The following is a 16,818-nucleotide window of genomic DNA, read 5'->3' on the forward strand; positions in this document are numbered from 1 at the left end:
TATCTCCGCTGCGACGTCAACGCAGGTGATGGGGTTACCCTAGATGTCCGGACACCCTCCATCCTACTGAAACTCGTGGAGTGGAACAACTGTAAGATTGATCGGTGTTACAAAAATGTAAACGCCTGTTTGATTTTTTATAAAGAAGCTCATATCGTGGTCAGACCACAATAATAAACAGTATAGTGATGTCTGCCATGTACCCAAACCTACTCAAGCCCTTAGATCTCGGCTTTACTCAGATTCGAAACCGTGTCTTGATGGGCTCTATGCACACCGGCCTTGAGGAACAGAAAGAAGGCCTTGGAAAACTTGCCGCTTTCTACGCTGAACGTGCCAAAGGCGGTGTCGGTTTAATTGTGACGGGTGGCTTTTCGCCCAATTTACGCGGTCGTCTTCATCCATTTTCGGCTGAATTTAGTAAGCCGAAACATGCACAAGCACACAAGGTCGTGACCGAAGCGGTCCACCAACATGGCAGCAAGATTGCGTTGCAACTGTTGCACGCAGGTCGCTATGCAATGCACCCCTTCTCCCAAAGTGCTTCTTCCATCAAAGCGCCCATTGCGCGTTTTGCACCGAGTGAGATGAGTACTCGTCAAATCAAGAAAACCATCGACGCGTTTGCAAACAGTGCGCAGTTAGCTCAGTTGGCAGGATATGATGGCGTGGAAGTAATGGGGTCGGAAGGTTATCTCATTAACCAGTTCATCTGTAAACGAACCAATATGCGCTACGACGATTGGGGCGGTAGTTACGAAAATCGTATGCGTTTTCCCCTAGAGATCGTCAAAGCCATTCGAAAAGCAGTTGGCGAAGAATTCATTATCATTTTCCGTCTATCGATGCTGGATCTGGTGGAAGAGGGCAGCACATTTGATGAAGTGGTGATGCTCGCCAAAGCGCTAGAAGCGGCTGGGGTCACCATCATCAACACCGGCATCGGCTGGCACGAAGCGCGGATTCCAACCATTGCGACGCAAGTCCCGCGAGGCGCGTTTACGTGGGTGACCGAGAAAGTGAAGCCGCATGTCAATGTGCCGATTGTGACGTGTAACCGAATCAATATGCCCGATGAAGCGGAGCGAATCTTAGAGAGTGGCCATGCGGATATGGTCTCGATGGCGCGTCCATTCTTAGCAGACCCATATTTCGTCGCCAAAGCCGAGCAGGACAAGGCGAAGCTCATCAACACCTGCATCGGTTGTAACCAAGCCTGTCTGGACAATGTCTTCAAAGGTAAACGTGCAAGCTGCTTAGTCAACCCGCTCGCCTGTCGAGAGGAAGAGTGGATTGTCTCGCCGGTGCAGAAGGCGAAAAACATTGCCGTGGTGGGCGCAGGTCCTGCTGGCCTGGCGTGTGCCACGACTTTGGCCGAGCGAGGCCATCAAGTGGATTTGTTTGAACGCAGTGACCGTATCGGTGGTCAGTTCCGTCTTGCCATGCAGATCCCGGGCAAGGAAGAGTTTCGTGAAACCATCCGCTATTTTGCTAACCGCATTGATGAAACGGGCGTCAAACTCCATTTAGAGACGGAAGCGAATTTCGATCTATTGGCGGAGTACGATGAAGTGGTCATGGCCAGTGGTGTTGAACCTCGTAAAGTGACTATTGAGGGGATTGATAACCAAGAGAAAGTGGTGGATTACCAAACTCTAATTCGCGAAAAAACCTACGTTGGCGACAAGGTGGCGATTGTGGGAGCCGGCGGCATTGGTGTCGACGTTGCCACCATGCTCACCGAGCCTCAAGGACACAATCTTGACGATTGGCTGCATGAGTGGGGTATCGACAAAGCGATTTCACATCCGGGCGGCTTGTTCCCTTACCCAGATTCGCTCAGTGATAAAACCGTGTGGGTGTTGCAACGTCGTAAAGGGCGTGTCGGCAAAGGTCCGGGAAAAACCACAGGTTGGATTCATAAGCGGACACTGGAAAAACGTGGGGTTCACCTGCTTGGTGGGGTGAGTTACGAGAAGATTGACGACCAAGGACTGCACATTGCGATTGATGAACAAAAGCAGTTACTCGAGGCCGACAAAGTGATCATCTGCGCGGGCCAAGAATCCGTTCGTCCGTTTGAGAATGAGTGGGAGAAGTTTGGCGACAAACTGCATGTGATTGGCGGCGCGGATTATGCCGGTGAGTTGGATGCGGTGCGTGCAATTAAACAAGGTGTCGAGCTGGCGATTAAGCTCTAATGTGTTCAATAGAAAACGCCAGATGGAGTCGCTCCATCTGGCGTTTTTTTATTCCCACTGAGAAAGCGTTACAAAATGACCGTCTTGTTTCCGTAGACAAATACATGGTCATTAAGGACTTTGGTTAGCGCTTTGCTGAGAACGTTTTTCTCCACATCGCGACCTGCTTGCGCCATATCTTGGGCGTTGAAGTTATGATCGACTGGAATTACGTCCTGCTTAATGATCGGGCCTTCATCGAGGTCGTTGGTGACAAAATGCGCCGTTGCGCCGATGATTTTGACACCGCGCTCATACGCTTGCTGATATGGTTTCGCGCCAATAAACGCAGGCAAGAAGCTGTGGTGAATGTTGATGATCTTATGGTTGTACTTTTCGACAAAAGAGGGAGTAAGAACGCGCATGTATTTCGCGAGCACTAAGTAGTGCGGTTCATACTGCTCAATCACTTCCAGCATTTTCTGCTCATGCTCCTCACGGTTTAACCCTTCGTGAGAGACGCAGTGATAAGGAATGTCAAACTTTTCTGTCAGGCTTTGCAGGTTGTCGTAGTTACCGACCACGGCCGCAATCTCAACATCTAGGCTACCATCGTAATTTTTCATAAGAATATCACCCAAGCAGTGCGCTTCTTTGGTGACCAAAATGACAATGCGTTTGCGCTCAGAGCCAATCAATTTACGTTTCGTACCGGCAGGTAGCGCTTGGTCTAGATCGGCCAACAAGGTTTGATCATTAAAGTAACCTTCCAATTCGGTACGCATGAAGAAGTGGCCGCTGGTATTGTCGACAAATTCGTTGTTGTGAATGATGTTGAGTTGATGCTTATAACAGATGTTAGTGATTTTAGAAATCAGGCCCGCAGCGTCTGTACAGTGCGTCAGTAGTGTTTTCTTTTCCATTAAGTCGATACTTCCGAGAATTATTTTTTTTTAAAAGTAAAATTTTTGCGCCGCTTCGAACGGTGAAGCCACACGCAATATTGAAGCTACAATTAAACTAATATCAGATTGGTTTCAACAATTAATCTGAGTTAATTGATTATCTGCTTCTCTGTATCGTCAACGAAGGTCGCAGGCCAGTGAAATGAGGGCGCACTGTTCGGGCAATACGAATAAGCTCAAGGTTGACTCATTCTACTCTCAAAGAGTTGTTTAAGGTGGTATGTATGGATAAAGAACTCCTCGCCCGCAAACTGTATTCTGAGCGTGTTCATGCGCTGCTCGGTGATCATGAAATTGATGAACAAATTTTAGGAGAAATGTGGGAATGCAAAGCGTCGCCAAGTGAAGCGGCCAGAGCCATGCTTGATCAGCACACTGGATTTTCCGGTCCTGCGTGGTTAGCGCGTTACCTCAACAAACGCTAATCCACTCGTCACCTCTCTACTTGCTTATCTACCAACTTAGGGCGCGAAACACATTCGCGCCCTTTTTAAAAAACTGACATAATCCCCAGTAACCCCTCTTATCGTATTGTCGAATGATTGCAAAAACCTTCACTCAAGATGGCGCCTTGGGCAAGGCCATCCCAGGCTTTCAGCCTCGCCAAGCACAGTTAGATATGGCAGAGGCGGTGCATCAAGCGATTCAAGATGGTTCGCAGCTCGTGGTTGAAGCGGGAACGGGAACCGGAAAAACGTTCGCCTACTTGGTGCCCGCGCTGCAAAGCGGCAAGAAAACCGTAATCAGTACTGGTTCAAAGAACTTACAAGAGCAGCTCTACCACCGCGATCTACCACTGATGGTCGAAGCGCTCGGGTTTTACGGACAAGTGGCCTTGCTGAAAGGTCGTGCTAACTATCTCTGTCTAGATCGTCTAAGTCGACAAATGCTCGAGAGTCACCATCAAAGTTCGGATCCGACCTTACTCAGTCAGTTGGTCAAAGTGCGCAGCTGGTCTTCAGAGACAAAAACCGGAGATTTGGGCGATTGTGATGCGATTGCGGAAGACAGCCCTGTGATTCCGACCATTACGTCCACCAACGATAACTGCTTGGGAAAAGAGTGCCCTAGCTACCAAGACTGTTTTGTACTCAAAGCGCGTAAAAAAGCGATGGAAGCGGATGTGGTTGTCGTCAATCATCACCTCTTTTTGGCCGATTTAGCCATTAAAGAGACGGGGTTTGGTGAACTGATCCCAGAATCGGACGTGTTTATATTCGACGAGGCACACCAACTGCCGGATATTGCTAGCCAGTATTTTGGTCAGTCGTTATCCAGTCGCCAAATACAGGAGCTGTGCAAAGATATTGAGATCGCCTATCGCACCGAAGCAAAAGACATGCGTCAACTGCAAAAGGTCGCGGAAAAACTGGGTCAATGTGCGATGGATCTGCGCATTACTCTGGGTGAACCTGGGTTTCGTGGCAATTGGCGTGAAGCGATCAAATCACCGTCGATCGCTCGAGAGTTGAACCGTCTTGAAGAGAGCCTTGATTTTACCGTTGAAGTGTTGAAATTAGCCCTTGGCCGCAGCCAGTTGCTTGATAGCGCTTTTGAGCGAGCGAGTACCATCAAAGCGCGCTTGGAGCGCGTGTGTGATGTCTCTATCACGGGCTACTCCTACTGGTATGACACGACGCCTCGTCATTTCAGTTTGCACATTACGCCCTTGAGTGTGGCGGATAAGTTCCATGAACAAATGACGCTCAAACCCGGTGCGTGGGTATTTACCTCTGCAACGTTAGCGGTTAATCAAGATTTTGCGCACTTCACGTCTCGTTTGGGTATACAGCCCACTCAGCAGATGTCGCTACCTAGCCCATTTGATTACCAACAGCAGGCGAGACTTTGCGTGCCCCGTTATCTTCCCGAGCCAAATTCGGCGGGTTTACCAGACAAACTGGTTGCTTTACTCGCGTCTGTCATTGAACAAAACCAAGGTCGCTGCTTTTTCTTGTGTACCTCCCATTCGATGATGCGAGAGTTGACTGAGCGATTTCGCGCGGTACTCAATGTCCCGGTTCTTATGCAAGGTGAGACAAGTAAACAAAAGACCTTGGCGGAGTTTATGGAGTTGGGTAATGCACTGCTGGTGGCGACAGGGGCCTTTTGGGAAGGGATAGATGTTAGAGGCGACGCGCTGAGCTGTGTTATTATCGACAAACTGCCGTTTACCGCGCCCGATGACCCACTGCTTAAAGCACGTATTGAGGATTGTCAGTTAAAAGGGGGAGACCCGTTTGCACAGGTACAAATTCCTGATGCGGTGATTACGTTAAAGCAGGGCGTAGGGCGATTGATTCGTGATAAAACGGACAGGGGAGCGCTAATCATTTGTGATAATCGATTAGTAACACGTGATTACGGTGGTGTGTTCTTAGCCAGTTTACCTCCAATTCCTCGTACACGGGATATTGAAGCGATAAAGCAGTTCCTCCAGCCCAATAAAGATTAATGAAATTAGATTTAGAGAACATCATGAGCGCAAAAATTCTTGCCCTAGATACCGCTACAGAGAACTGCTCTGTGGCCCTATTAGCCTTCGACAAAGTGTTTGTTCGCAGTGAAGTCGCCCCGCGTGATCACACCAAGAAGATTCTTCCTATGGTCGATGAAGTGCTAAAAGAAGCCGGGCTTACGCTACAAGATTTAGACGCGTTAGCCTTTGGTCAAGGCCCGGGTAGTTTTACTGGCGTACGTATTGGCATTGGTATTGCACAAGGTTTAGCGTTTGGTGCGGATCTGCCCATGATTGGTGTGTCGACACTCGCCGCGATGGCTCAAGGTAGCTACCGTCTCCACCAAGCGGAGCAAGTTGCGTGCGCCATTGATGCTCGCATGAGTGAAGTGTATTGGGGACGTTTTCAGCGTCAAGAAGATGGCAGCTGGGCCAATGTGGATGAAGAGTGCGTGATTGCTCCCGATGAGCTCGTTCAACGCACGCCTTCTGATGCGCAGTGCTGGCACACGGCAGGAACGGGGTGGCAAACCTATCAAGCGCCGCTGGCGGAACTCCCATTAACGCTGAAAGCGGGTGATGTGCTGTTCCCGGATGCGCAGGATATGGTGATCTTGGCCGAGCAAGCTTGGCGAGAGGGACTCAGTGTCAGTGCAGAAGAAGCCAGCCCTGTTTATCTTCGCGATACGGTTGCGTGGAAAAAGCTTCCTGGGCGTGAATAATACTCTGCCCAGTGAGCGCACAGCGAAATGAGTGAATAGTATGGTGTCTATAAACGGTTTACCCCCCTCGGTCCCCGGACCGAATCGTGCGAATAAAGCCAATAAAAAACAGGGGGTAAACAAGCAAAGTAAGGGTAACGAGGTTTCGCAGCCGACCAAGGTGGCAAACGCCGTTGCGAATTCTATTCGCCCCATCACAGAATCTGACGTCGAACGGGCGAAGGTTCAATATGATCTTCCAGAAGGCAAGAGCCGTAAAGCGATGGAAGAGTATATGAATGTGATGCATCAGGTGAAGCGAGATGAACTCTCGCAGATGCTTGGTGTCGATCTCTATATCTAGCACACTTTCCTTTTTCCGATAAAGAGTCTCCGATGAAATCAGCACTACTCCTTTTTGCGACTACGTTTCTCATGACGGCATGCAGCACACTGCCCACACAGCTAGTGAATGACGACCCTGCGCTCGTGACAGATTACGCGCAGTGGGATGCCTCACAATCTCACCCTGTGCGCCTTGGCGGCGTGATTGCCGACGTGAAGAATCTGGATTCACAAACGCGGATAGAAATAGTCAATCTGCCTATCTCAAGTAGTGGTAAGCCTGACATCACGCAAGAGCCCAACGGTCGCTACGTCGCCTATGTGCCCGGTTTTGTGGATCCTGTCAGCTTAGCTGAAGGACGCTTGATCACGACGCTGGGGCAATCTGCGGGTGTCGAAGAGGGTAAAGTCGGTGATTACTTACATCAGTTTCCTGTGATGAAACAAGCGACCCTTCACTTGTGGCGTATTGAAGAGCGTGTGATTGTGGATGACTTTGGCAGCTATATGTTCCCTTGCCGAGGCTACTACTGTCGTGATGTGGGGTACCGACCAAGAGAAGGGCGCGTGATTCAGGAAGTCAAATGACGTTTGAACATTGCCACTACCAGATTGACGGCGGCAAGGTCGCCACCCTTGAGCTAGGAGATAAACAAACGGCCGGTGTCTCGGTCGTTTTTTTGCACGGTTGGTTAGACAACGCCGCCAGTTTCACTACTGTAATGACAGCACTAGCGCATCAGTTACCTCACGCCCACTTGTGCGCCGTAGACTTGCCTGGACATGGGCACTCATTTCATAAAGCCTCTCCTCATTTCTATTCGTTTCATGACTATATCGACGATGTTTACCAAGTTTTGGCTAAGTTATCGCCAAACAGAACCGTATTGGTTGGACATTCGCTTGGTGCTTTGATCGCAAGTTGCTATAGTGCCGCGTTTCCAGAACAGGTGGCTGGATTAGTCCAGATTGAAGGCGATGGGCCGCTTGCGGAGACGCCGGAGTGTGCGGTCACAAGATTGCGCCAAGGGGTGATGAGCCGCCAACGTATTCGTCGTAAGCCTGTGCGTTTGATGAGCTCAGCGGACGATGCGGTAGCCCGGCGTGCCTCGGTCAACTCGCTGACGGAGGCACAAATTACGCCGCTTGTGCTGCGCGGAATTAAGCAAACCGAACAGGGCTGGGCTTGGCGCCATGACACCGCTTTGCAAAGTGACTCCCTCTACCGGATGTCTCATCAGCATGCTCAAGCGATCCGCGATGCGATAGTCTGCCCTCAGATCATTGTGCTGGGAGAGCAAGGCTTTTCTCATTTGAAGCCCATGACGTCAGAGGCAAATCCGGTGCGCGAGTTTGTCACCCTCTCGGGCGGACATCACTGCCATTTAGAGCATCCTTCTAGAGTATCTGACCTAATTTTTGGCTTAGTTAACAAAATTTAAACAAGTGTTTGAGTCTTCCGTGCGCGGGCGCTGCGCCTGTGCTGTAATAGGCCAATAACAACATAACGATATCGGCGCGCGCACGCTGTTTTTTCGAGGAGTATTAACGTGGATAAACCTTGGTTGTCACGCTATCCAAGCGATGTACCTGAGCACATTAACCCGGACCAGTATCCATCTCTGGTTGAGATGTTTGAGCAGTCCGTACAAAAATACGCGGATCAACCTGCTTTTGTGAATATGGGGTCGGTGATGACCTTCCGTAAATTGGAGGAACGCAGCCGAGCGTTTGCCGCCTATTTACAAAACGATCTTAAGTTGCAAAAGGGTGATCGCGTCGCGTTGATGATGCCAAACTTGCTGCAATATCCGGTCGCCCTGTTTGGTGTATTGCGAGCTGGGCTGATCGCCGTCAACGTTAACCCGCTTTACACGCCACGTGAGTTGGAGCATCAGCTCAATGACTCTGGTGCCAAAGCGATTGTGATTGTCTCCAACTTTGCCAGTACGCTTGAGCAAGTGGTGGAGAACACGCCTGTTAAGCACGTGGTGTTGACGAGCCTTGGGCAAATGCTGCCTCGAGCGAAAGGTACCTTGGTCGATTTTGTCGTTAAGTACGTCAAAGGCATGGTGCCAAAATATGACTTGCCTGGGGCGATCTCGATGCGCAAAGCCCTCCACAAAGGCCGTCGTCTACAGTACGTGAAGCCGTTTATGTCGGGGGATGACATTGCATTCTTGCAATACACGGGCGGGACGACAGGGGTGGCGAAAGGCGCAATCCTAACCCACCGCAATATGATTGCTAACGTTTTGCAGGCGAAAGGTGCTTACGGCCCTGTCTTGACAGAAGGGCGTGAATTAGTGGTAACAGCGCTGCCGCTGTATCACGTATTCGCTCTGACGGTGAACTGTTTGCTGTTTGTTGAACTGGGGTGCCAGAACCTGTTGATCACCAACCCAAGAGACATTCCAGGCTTTGTCAAAGAGTTGCAAAAGCACCCTTTCACCGCGATCACTGGGGTGAACACCTTGTTCAATGCCTTGGTGAGCAATGAAGATTTCCACGAACTTGATTTCAGCAAGCTTAAGCTCGCCGTTGGTGGTGGCATGGCGGTGCAGCGCGCGGTTGCCGACCAATGGAAGAAGACAACTGGCATTCACTTACTTGAAGGCTATGGTCTGACCGAATGCTCGCCGCTAGTAACGGGGAACCCTTACGATTTGAAAGACTACACAGGTGCGATTGGATTGCCTGTTCCTTCAACGGAAGTGCGTATTGTGGATGATGCCGGACAGGTATTACCAACCACCGAGGTTGGAGAACTACAAGTACGCGGCCCTCAAGTGATGCAAGGTTACTGGCAGCGTCCGGAAGCGACTAAAGAGGTGATCAACAGCGAAGGTTGGTTGTCAACGGGTGACATCGTCAAATTCGATGAGCACGGCATGATTTATATTGTCGATCGTAAAAAAGACATGATTCTGGTCTCCGGTTTCAACGTCTACCCGAATGAGATAGAAGATGTGGTTGCTCTGCATGGCAAGGTGCTGGAAGTGGCGGCAATCGGTCAATCTCACGATGTCTCTGGTGAAGTGGTCAAAGTGTACGTTGTCAAGCGAGATCCAAGCCTCACCAAAGAGGAAGTGATTGCTCACAGTCGTAAGCATCTGACCGGCTATAAAGTGCCAAAATTGGTTGAGTTTAGAGAAGACTTACCTAAAACCAACGTTGGTAAGATTTTACGTCGCGTTCTGCGAGAGGAAAACGAAGCGAATCTGGCCAAGCACGATAGCTAAACTCGCTAAGCAGATCGTAAGCTTTGATGTTAGAATGCCGACATAACCATGGTCGGCATTTTTTATGTGCCGCAACTAGAACGCCACTCTATAGGCGTAGCGAGACCTTTGTGAATTACCAAATCATTACCGATACCCAACAACTAAACTCTATCTGCCAGCAAGCACGCCAGGTGGATGTAGTGATGCTCGATACCGAGTTTGTCAGAACGCGTACCTTCTACCCACAGCTAGGGCTGATACAACTGTTCGATGGCGAGCAGCTCTCATTAATCGATCCAACCGTGATTGATGACATGAGTGAGTTTGTGGCTCTGCTCAAAGACAGCTCGGTGCTGAAAGTGCTCCACGCCTGTGGTGAAGATTTAGAAGTGTTTAACAATAGCTTTGATTGCTTGCCGTTTCCCATGGTAGACACGCAAGTGATGGCGGCGTTTCTCGGCCATGGCCTGTCAACCGGCTTTGCTGCCCTGGTTGATCACTACTTAGGTGTAGAGCTCGATAAAAGTGAATCACGCACCGATTGGTTAGCTCGTCCACTCTCAGATAAGCAACTCGACTACGCGGCGGCAGACGTGTTCTACCTCTTGCCACTGTATGAAAAACTGCTTGATGCAGTGACTCAAGCAGGCTGGTGGGACGCAGCGCAGCAGGAGAGCGAAATGCTGGCCGCAAAGCGAATCAAAAGTATCGATCCAGCTAACGCTTATTTAGACATCAAGGGCGCATGGCAACTGAAACCTAAAGAGCTGGCCATATTGAAGCCTCTGGCCACTTGGCGTTATAAAGAAGCGCTGCGTCGTGACTTAGCGTTAAACTTTGTGTTTAAAGAAAATGATTTGCTCAACGTCGCGAGACTGGGTTTGCAAAACAAGCAGCGTATGGAGCAAGAAGGCATGGACCCAAGATCCGTGCAACGTCATGCTACGCGACTCATTTCGTTGGTGAAAGAAGCCAAAATGACGCCAGCAGACGAGTACCCAGAGAAAATTGAACGTTTGATGGATTTACCAGGCTACAAGCAGGTGTTTAAACGTCTAAAGGATGAAGTTAAACACGCTGGACAAAGCTCAGGTCTGGCGACTGAATTCATTGCCTCAAAAAAACAGCTCAATCAGATCATCACTTGGGTATGGAAAAAAGACCGAGATCCTGCGGCCTTACCGGACGTGATGCAAGGATGGCGTAAGTCCTTAGTGGGCGAAAAGTTGAATCAACTGCTGTAATCATCGCGGTTAATAAAAAGGGCTTCCAATTGGAAGCCCTTACTGTTTCTGTGCTATCGATAAAAGCGAACCGTTAGCCTGCTAAGACGTCGGTGGCCACCTTGTAGCTTGGGTCTTCTTTGACATTGATTTCCACTAAGCTACCGGCTTTATGTAGCAGCTTACGGCAGTCTGGACTGAGATGGCGCAGGTGCAATGTCTTACCGACGGTCGCGTAGCGATCCGCCAAGGTTTCAATGGCCTCAATCGCTGAGTGGTCAGTGACGCGAGAGTCGGCAAAATCGACGATCACATCACTTGGATCATCTTGTGCGTTAAACAGCTCAAGGAAGTTGGCGGTAGAGCCAAAAAACACCGGACCATGAATCTTGTACTCTTTTGACCCCTCGTCATTGATGCGCGTATCAGCATAAATGTGTTTGGCGTGCTGCCATGCAAACATCAAGGCAGAAGCGATCACACCGACCGCAACGGCGACGGCCAGGTCAGTTAATACCGTGACCACAGTGACGAGAACAATCACGAAGAAATCTTGTTTTGGTACGCGGCGTGCTAGTTTGAAGGTTGCCCATTCAAAGGTACCGATCACAACCATAAACATGACGCCAACCAGAGCCGCCAGCGGAATCATCTCAATCAGAGCCGACGCAAATAAAATAAACATCAGCAAGGCAACCGCAGCAACAATACCGGAAAGGCGGCCACGACCACCCGAATTGACGTTAATCATCGATTGACCAATCATGGCACAACCACCCATCGCGCCAAAGACGGAGCAAGTCATGTTCGCCATACCTTGGCCGATACATTCGCGGTTAGATTGACCGCGAGTATTGGTCATTTCATCGAGAACCGTCAGGGTTAATAGTGATTCGATCAGGCCAATCGCCGCTAAAATGATGGCGTAGGGTAGGATGATTTGCAGCGTCTCAAGGGTAAACGGCACCATAGGGATGGAGAAGGTGGGCAGTGAGCCCGCCAGTGTCGCAGCATCATCACCAGACATGGTACGAAGAAAGTCAACCACGGTACGTGTTTCGAGGTCTAAACCCACCACCAAAGCGGTGACGGTCACGATGGCCACGAGCGAAGAGGGCACTGCTGTAGTGATTTTAGGCAAGAAATGGATGATGGCCATGGTCAGTGCAACTAAGCCCAACATCAGCATCATTTGACCTTGTGGTAGCCAAGTCAGCATACCGTTGATATCCGGGGCTTTAAATTGGCCTAACTGAGCGAGGAAGATAACGATCGCCAATCCATTCACAAAGCCGATCATCACAGGGTGAGGTACGATGCGAATAAATTTACCTAGCTTAAAGATACCCGCGGCGACTTGTAAGATGCCGGCAAGCATGATGGCAGCGAATAAATACTGTACGCCATGACTGGCAACCAGTGAAACCATAACCACGGCCATGGCACCCGTCGCGCCTGAAATCATACCTGGACGACCGCCAAAAATGGACGTAATTAAACCAACAATAAAGGCGGCGTACAGGCCAACCATAGGGTCAACGCCGGCGACAAACGCGAAAGCGACGGCTTCTGGGACTAAAGCCAGGGCGACCGTTAGGCCAGAGAGCACATCGTTTTTCACCGAGTGCTTAGAAAATTGAGGAAATTCAAACATACTTATTTTGTTCTGCTCATGAGTTAGGCCTAGTCTGAATGACGTCATAGTGCGCAAAATGCGATGATACTTTTGATATGGGTATCGAAAGGGTTGCTAAAACGTTAATTCAGTTCGTGACCGCGAATGCTACCTAAAAGTGTGATTAAGTTCAATAATGACTAGAGTGTAGCATGTGGTGTGTGACACAGTGAGGGTGTATCACAGAGAAAAAACAGCCCCAAAAAGGGGCTGTCTTACTGAGGGATTAAGGTTGTATTAGTAACCTTGTGGCTTTGCCATCGCTGCGCTTGCCTGGTTGCGCGCGACTTGACTGCCGGCTCCTTTAGGCTGATAGCGCTCTTGACGAAGAGGCGCGGCGACCACTGAAATCTCTTTCATTTCATCGCTGCCAGGGGCTTTAGCCATCGGCGCAGAAGCAAATCCTTTCAGAGGAGAAGCCTTCGCTGGCTTAACTACTTTCGGTTCCGGTTTGACTTCTGCCTGTTCAACTACGGGTTCAACAGCTGGGGTCACTAGCTCAGAGACGTCCGCTGGCGCTGATTCCGTCGCGACGGTCTCTTCAACCACCTTGTCTGCAACGGCTTCAACTGGCGCTGGAGCCTCTACCGTTTCGGCTTTGACCGCTTTAGGTGCTTCAGGAGTGACGTTCACCACTTCGGCTTCCACTGGTGAAGGCACGGTCTCAGCTTGAGCCTGGACAGGTTGCTCGCGACGAATGATCACTTTACCCATTGCCATTTCTGGGCAGGCAAATCCACCAAGGGTCACTGTTACCTCTGTGGTCTCTTTTTCCACTTTAGGCTTCGCAGTTGGTTTAGTAATGCCGTAGCTTGGCATCACTTTACCCATCGCCATTTCTGGTGACGCGACACCGCCTTTGCGCAAACGGAACGGGTTAGGGCGACGATCACGTCCACGACGACGACGCTGACCACTTGCACGTAAGTGACGCGGTGAGCGGCGGTTGCGGCGCTGCTTAGGCTGTTCAGCTTGTTCATTCGCTGTGTCGTTCGTCTGTTCAACGGACTCAACAACCGCCTCAGCTTTTGCTTCTTGAGCATTGGCATCGGCTTGGGCCTGAGCTTGTTGATCTTTCACGCGAACCTGTTTGGTGAGTTTGCGGCGCTGGCGACGCTCTTTCACTTTTTCAGTTTTCTCTTCACGCGCTTTGGTAGGCTCAGTTTGCTGGGCATCAGCGGCAAGCTTCAATCCTTCTTCCGCAACTTTCGCATTGCCTTTTGTGGCATCATCGCGCTTGGTATTGCGGCGATCTTGCTTTGGCTTGCGGTTCTGGCTCTTACGCTCAGTGGTCGCGTTGCTTTCTGTTGCTTCGACTTCATCGCGATTGTTATTGCGACGCTTGTCATCACGGTTGCTATTGCGACGGCGGTCATCACGGTTGCTATTGCGACGGCGGTCATCACGGTTATCGCGTTTGTCATCACGATTGTTGTTACGACGGCGATTGTCATTACGACCACGACGGTTGCGATTGTTGTTACTCGCGTTGTCTTTCTTCTCGCTTTCGACTGGTTTTTCTTCTTTCTTCTCTGCTTCGCTATTAGAACCAAACAAGAAGCCAGCCAGTGCTTTAAACAGGCGAGCAACGACGCCAGGTTGAGCCGGAGTCTCTTCAACCGGTTTCTCTACCGCTTTTGGCGCAGCAGGTGGTGGCGTTGGTGCAGATGGTGTTGCCGAGGCAAATCCTTTAAGAGCAGGCTCTTCGATTTTCTTCGGTTTCACTTCTGTTTCTGCAACATCACGGCTTTCTGCTTCCTTCATCGCTTCCAATTTTTGTGGTAGCAAATAAGAGAGCAGATCAAACTCTTCACCTTCACGTACACGAATCACATCGAAGTGAGGGGTTTCCATGTCAGAGTTCGGTACCACGGTAATTTTAACTTCTTGAATGCGTTCGATGTGGTTAACCGAGCGACGTTTTTCATTCAACAAGTAAGAAGCGATAGGTACAGGAACTACAGCCAACACTTGGGCAGTGTTGTCTTTTAGTGCTTCTTCTTCAATCAAGCGCAATACTGACAGGGCGAGTGATTCGTTATCACGCACCACGCCTGTACCGCTACAGCGAGGACAAATATGGTGGCTTGCTTCTGCAAGCGACGGGCTTAGGCGTTGACGAGACATTTCTAGCAAGCCAAAGCGAGAGATACGACCAATTTGCACGCGCGCTCTGTCCATACGAACCGCGTCACGAAGGCGGTTTTCAACTTCACGCTGGTGACGCACCGGTGTCATGTCGATGAAGTCGATAACGACCAGGCCACCCAAATCACGTAAACGCAATTGGCGTGCGATCTCATCCGCCGCTTCTAGGTTAGTATTGAGCGCTGTCTCTTCAATGTCGCCGCCTTTGGTGGCGCGTGCCGAGTTGATATCGATAGACGTCAACGCTTCCGTTGGGTCAATAACGATAGAACCGCCTGAAGGCAGGCGCACTTCGCGTTGGAAGGCAGATTCTATCTGGCTTTCAATTTGGTAGTGGCTAAACAGTGGCACTTCACCATCGTACTTTTTCACACGATTGACAAAGTCAGGACGCACCAAACGGATGTGCTCAAGTGCACGTTCGTAAATGGTGTTGCTGTCGATCAGGATTTCACCAATATCGCGGCGCAAATAGTCACGAATCGCTCGGACAATCACGTTACTTTCTTGGTGAATCAAGAACGGTGCTGGATTCGCATCAGAGGCTTGTTTGATCGCACCCCAATGGTTAAGCAGAACGTTCAAGTCCCACTTCAGCTCTTCAGCACTTTTGCCCACACCCGCGGTGCGAACAATCAGTCCCATGCCTTGCGGGAGCTCAAGCGTGCTCAATGCCGCTTTGAGTTCAGTACGCTCGTCGCCTTCAATGCGTCGAGAAATACCACCCGCGCGTGGGTTGTTTGGCATTAATACAAGGTAACTACCCGCAAGAGAGATAAAGGTGGTTAAGGCTGCGCCTTTACTACCACGCTCTTCTTTCTCTACCTGCACGATCACTTCTTGGCCTTCCTTTAGCACTTCTTTAATGCTTGGACGACCTTGATAGGTGTAACCGTTAGGGAAGTATTCGCGGGCAATTTCTTTGAGAGGGAGGAAACCGTGTCTTTCTGCACCGTAGTCAACGAAGGCGGCCTCTAGACTAGGTTCGATGCGGGTGATACGTCCTTTGTAGATATTTGCTTTCTTTGATTCATGTCCTGGACTTTCGATATCTAGATCATACAGTCGCTGGCCATCAACCAGTGCAACACGCAACTCTTCTTTTTGAGTTGCGTTAATTAACATTCTTTTCATTGATAAATCTCGTTGTCATTCTTTTGTATATTGTTGCCTTTTTTCTCTATCACGGTGCCTGATCCCATGGCTTATGTCGTTGCAGCCTCCCGGCTGGAGGGATGCTCTCAGGGCACTTCAGTCTTACACGCGCTGGCGTGTAAGCCGCTATCATTAGCGGTCGATACTCAAACATGATGGAGCAGTAAGCAGGGCAACAATTTTACTAATGTCGAAAATGTCTTACGCCGTATGCTGCATTTTGCTAAATTAGCTGGCTACTTACCGTCTTGCGCTAAGATGATTGGGTTTGTGTAAAATGCAACCAAATCATTTATTGCAGGTGTGAACTATAGCAGTACCCAGTAAACACAGCAATCTGCTTTATAATAAAACGCTAAAAAATCAAATTTTGTTTTTTATAAAACCTTGTATTTAAAGTTATTAGTTTGGTTTTAATACAGATTTGCAAATGCCACGGTTAAAAAGTATCCGTAGCAGAACTGAGACTCATTGTTTGAGATAAAACCGCGTTTAAATTGCAGAGGAAATGTGATTTCAAGCACGGTTATGAGAGTGTTAGAATAGCCCGATGAGCGAAATTAGAACGAAAGTCCAATTCGTCGATATAGATGACGACATGGCTGGTCAGCGCATTGATAACTTTTTGCGCAACCAACTCAAAAGCCTGCCGAAAAGTGTGGTTTACCGCATTTTGCGCAAAGGCGAAGTACGAGTGAACAAAAAACGCGTCAAAGCTGAGTACAAACTGCAAGCGGGTGACTT

13 protein-coding genes are annotated in these 16,818 nt (G+C 49.6%); 10 read left to right on the forward strand and 3 right to left on the reverse strand.

Going from position 1 to position 16,818, the window contains the following annotated elements; translation table 11 throughout:
- The first annotated feature begins 197 nt into the window (after nt 1-197).
- Entirely contained in the window at nt 198-2,201 is a 2,004-nt protein-coding gene (locus tag AC6R1O_RS06535) for an FAD-dependent oxidoreductase (RefSeq protein WP_487901242.1), read from the forward strand.
- A gap of 68 nt (nt 2,202-2,269) precedes the next feature.
- On the opposite strand, the gene purU is transcribed toward AC6R1O_RS06535, so the two are convergent.
- Nucleotides 2,270-3,103 carry a formyltetrahydrofolate deformylase gene (gene purU, locus AC6R1O_RS06540; RefSeq protein ID WP_487901103.1) on the reverse strand — a complete coding sequence of 278 codons (834 nt, stop codon included), beginning with the start codon at nt 3,101-3,103 and terminating at the stop codon, nt 2,270-2,272.
- A 266-nt stretch (nt 3,104-3,369) separates the two neighbouring features.
- Here purU and AC6R1O_RS06545 point away from each other — a divergent pair, with 266 nt between their 5' ends.
- From AC6R1O_RS06545 to rnd, 8 genes are all read left to right on the forward strand, one after another.
- On the forward strand, nt 3,370-3,570 hold the full coding sequence (locus tag AC6R1O_RS06545) for a hypothetical protein (protein ID WP_500630316.1): 201 nt from the start codon (nt 3,370-3,372) through the stop codon (nt 3,568-3,570).
- Nucleotides 3,571-3,683: 113 nt separating this feature from the next.
- Nucleotides 3,684-5,600 carry a DNA repair helicase YoaA gene (yoaA, locus tag AC6R1O_RS06550; protein WP_500630315.1) on the forward strand — a complete coding sequence of 639 codons (1,917 nt, stop codon included), beginning with the start codon at nt 3,684-3,686 and terminating at the stop codon, nt 5,598-5,600.
- A 23-nt stretch (nt 5,601-5,623) separates the two neighbouring features.
- Nucleotides 5,624-6,325, forward strand: coding sequence for a tRNA (adenosine(37)-N6)-threonylcarbamoyltransferase complex dimerization subunit type 1 TsaB (gene tsaB, locus AC6R1O_RS06555; protein WP_500630314.1), 702 nt, complete (start codon nt 5,624-5,626; stop codon nt 6,323-6,325).
- 40 nt (nt 6,326-6,365) lie between these two features.
- On the forward strand, nt 6,366-6,668 hold the full coding sequence (locus AC6R1O_RS06560) for a chromosome partitioning protein ParA (protein ID WP_500630313.1): 303 nt from the start codon (nt 6,366-6,368) through the stop codon (nt 6,666-6,668).
- A gap of 32 nt (nt 6,669-6,700) precedes the next feature.
- Nucleotides 6,701-7,237, forward strand: a complete 537-nt coding sequence (locus AC6R1O_RS06565) for a Slp family lipoprotein (RefSeq protein WP_500630312.1) — start codon at nt 6,701-6,703, stop codon at nt 7,235-7,237.
- Nucleotides 7,234-8,091, forward strand: a complete 858-nt coding sequence (locus tag AC6R1O_RS06570) for an alpha/beta fold hydrolase (RefSeq protein ID WP_500630311.1) — start codon at nt 7,234-7,236, stop codon at nt 8,089-8,091. Before AC6R1O_RS06565 ends, AC6R1O_RS06570 begins: the two co-directional genes overlap by 4 nt.
- Before the next feature lie 108 nt (nt 8,092-8,199).
- On the forward strand, nt 8,200-9,891 hold the full coding sequence (fadD, locus tag AC6R1O_RS06575; protein ID WP_500630310.1) for a long-chain-fatty-acid--CoA ligase FadD: 1,692 nt from the start codon (nt 8,200-8,202) through the stop codon (nt 9,889-9,891).
- Between the two features lie 110 nt (nt 9,892-10,001).
- Nucleotides 10,002-11,117: a ribonuclease D gene (rnd, locus tag AC6R1O_RS06580; protein ID WP_500630309.1), complete on the forward strand. Its 1,116-nt coding sequence runs from the start codon at nt 10,002-10,004 to the stop codon at nt 11,115-11,117.
- 73 nt (nt 11,118-11,190) lie between these two features.
- Here rnd and AC6R1O_RS06585 read toward each other — a convergent pair whose 3' ends face one another.
- The gene (locus tag AC6R1O_RS06585) at nt 11,191-12,750 is read right to left on the reverse strand and encodes a SulP family inorganic anion transporter (RefSeq protein WP_334552541.1); all 1,560 of its coding nucleotides are present in this window, start codon (nt 12,748-12,750) and stop codon (nt 11,191-11,193) included.
- Between the two features lie 258 nt (nt 12,751-13,008).
- Nucleotides 13,009-16,053, reverse strand: a complete 3,045-nt coding sequence (gene rne, locus AC6R1O_RS06590) for a ribonuclease E (protein ID WP_500632686.1) — start codon at nt 16,051-16,053, stop codon at nt 13,009-13,011.
- 571 nt (nt 16,054-16,624) lie between these two features.
- Between rne and AC6R1O_RS06595 the strand changes: the two genes are divergently transcribed.
- A partial coding sequence (locus AC6R1O_RS06595) for a S4 domain-containing protein (protein ID WP_500656725.1) occupies nt 16,625-16,818 on the forward strand: 194 nt, incomplete at its 3' end.

Source organism: Vibrio sp. R11-SG3-ISO3-SZ, from assembly GCF_059834345.1.

Bases quoted from the DNA above. Each gene is read 5' to 3' on its own strand.
- AC6R1O_RS06535 (WP_487901242.1), top strand. From the start codon at position 198: ATGTACCCAAACCTACTCAAGCCCTTAGATCTCGGCTTTACTCAGATT.
- purU (WP_487901103.1), bottom strand. From the start codon at position 3,103: ATGGAAAAGAAAACACTACTGACGCACTGTACAGACGCTGCGGGCCTG.
- AC6R1O_RS06545 (WP_500630316.1), top strand. From the start codon at position 3,370: ATGGATAAAGAACTCCTCGCCCGCAAACTGTATTCTGAGCGTGTTCAT.
- yoaA (WP_500630315.1), top strand. From the start codon at position 3,684: ATGATTGCAAAAACCTTCACTCAAGATGGCGCCTTGGGCAAGGCCATC.
- tsaB (WP_500630314.1), top strand. From the start codon at position 5,624: ATGAGCGCAAAAATTCTTGCCCTAGATACCGCTACAGAGAACTGCTCT.
- AC6R1O_RS06560 (WP_500630313.1), top strand. From the start codon at position 6,366: ATGGTGTCTATAAACGGTTTACCCCCCTCGGTCCCCGGACCGAATCGT.
- AC6R1O_RS06565 (WP_500630312.1), top strand. From the start codon at position 6,701: ATGAAATCAGCACTACTCCTTTTTGCGACTACGTTTCTCATGACGGCA.
- AC6R1O_RS06570 (WP_500630311.1), top strand. From the start codon at position 7,234: ATGACGTTTGAACATTGCCACTACCAGATTGACGGCGGCAAGGTCGCC.
- AC6R1O_RS06585 (WP_334552541.1), bottom strand. From the start codon at position 12,750: ATGTTTGAATTTCCTCAATTTTCTAAGCACTCGGTGAAAAACGATGTG.
- rne (WP_500632686.1), bottom strand. From the start codon at position 16,053: ATGAAAAGAATGTTAATTAACGCAACTCAAAAAGAAGAGTTGCGTGTT.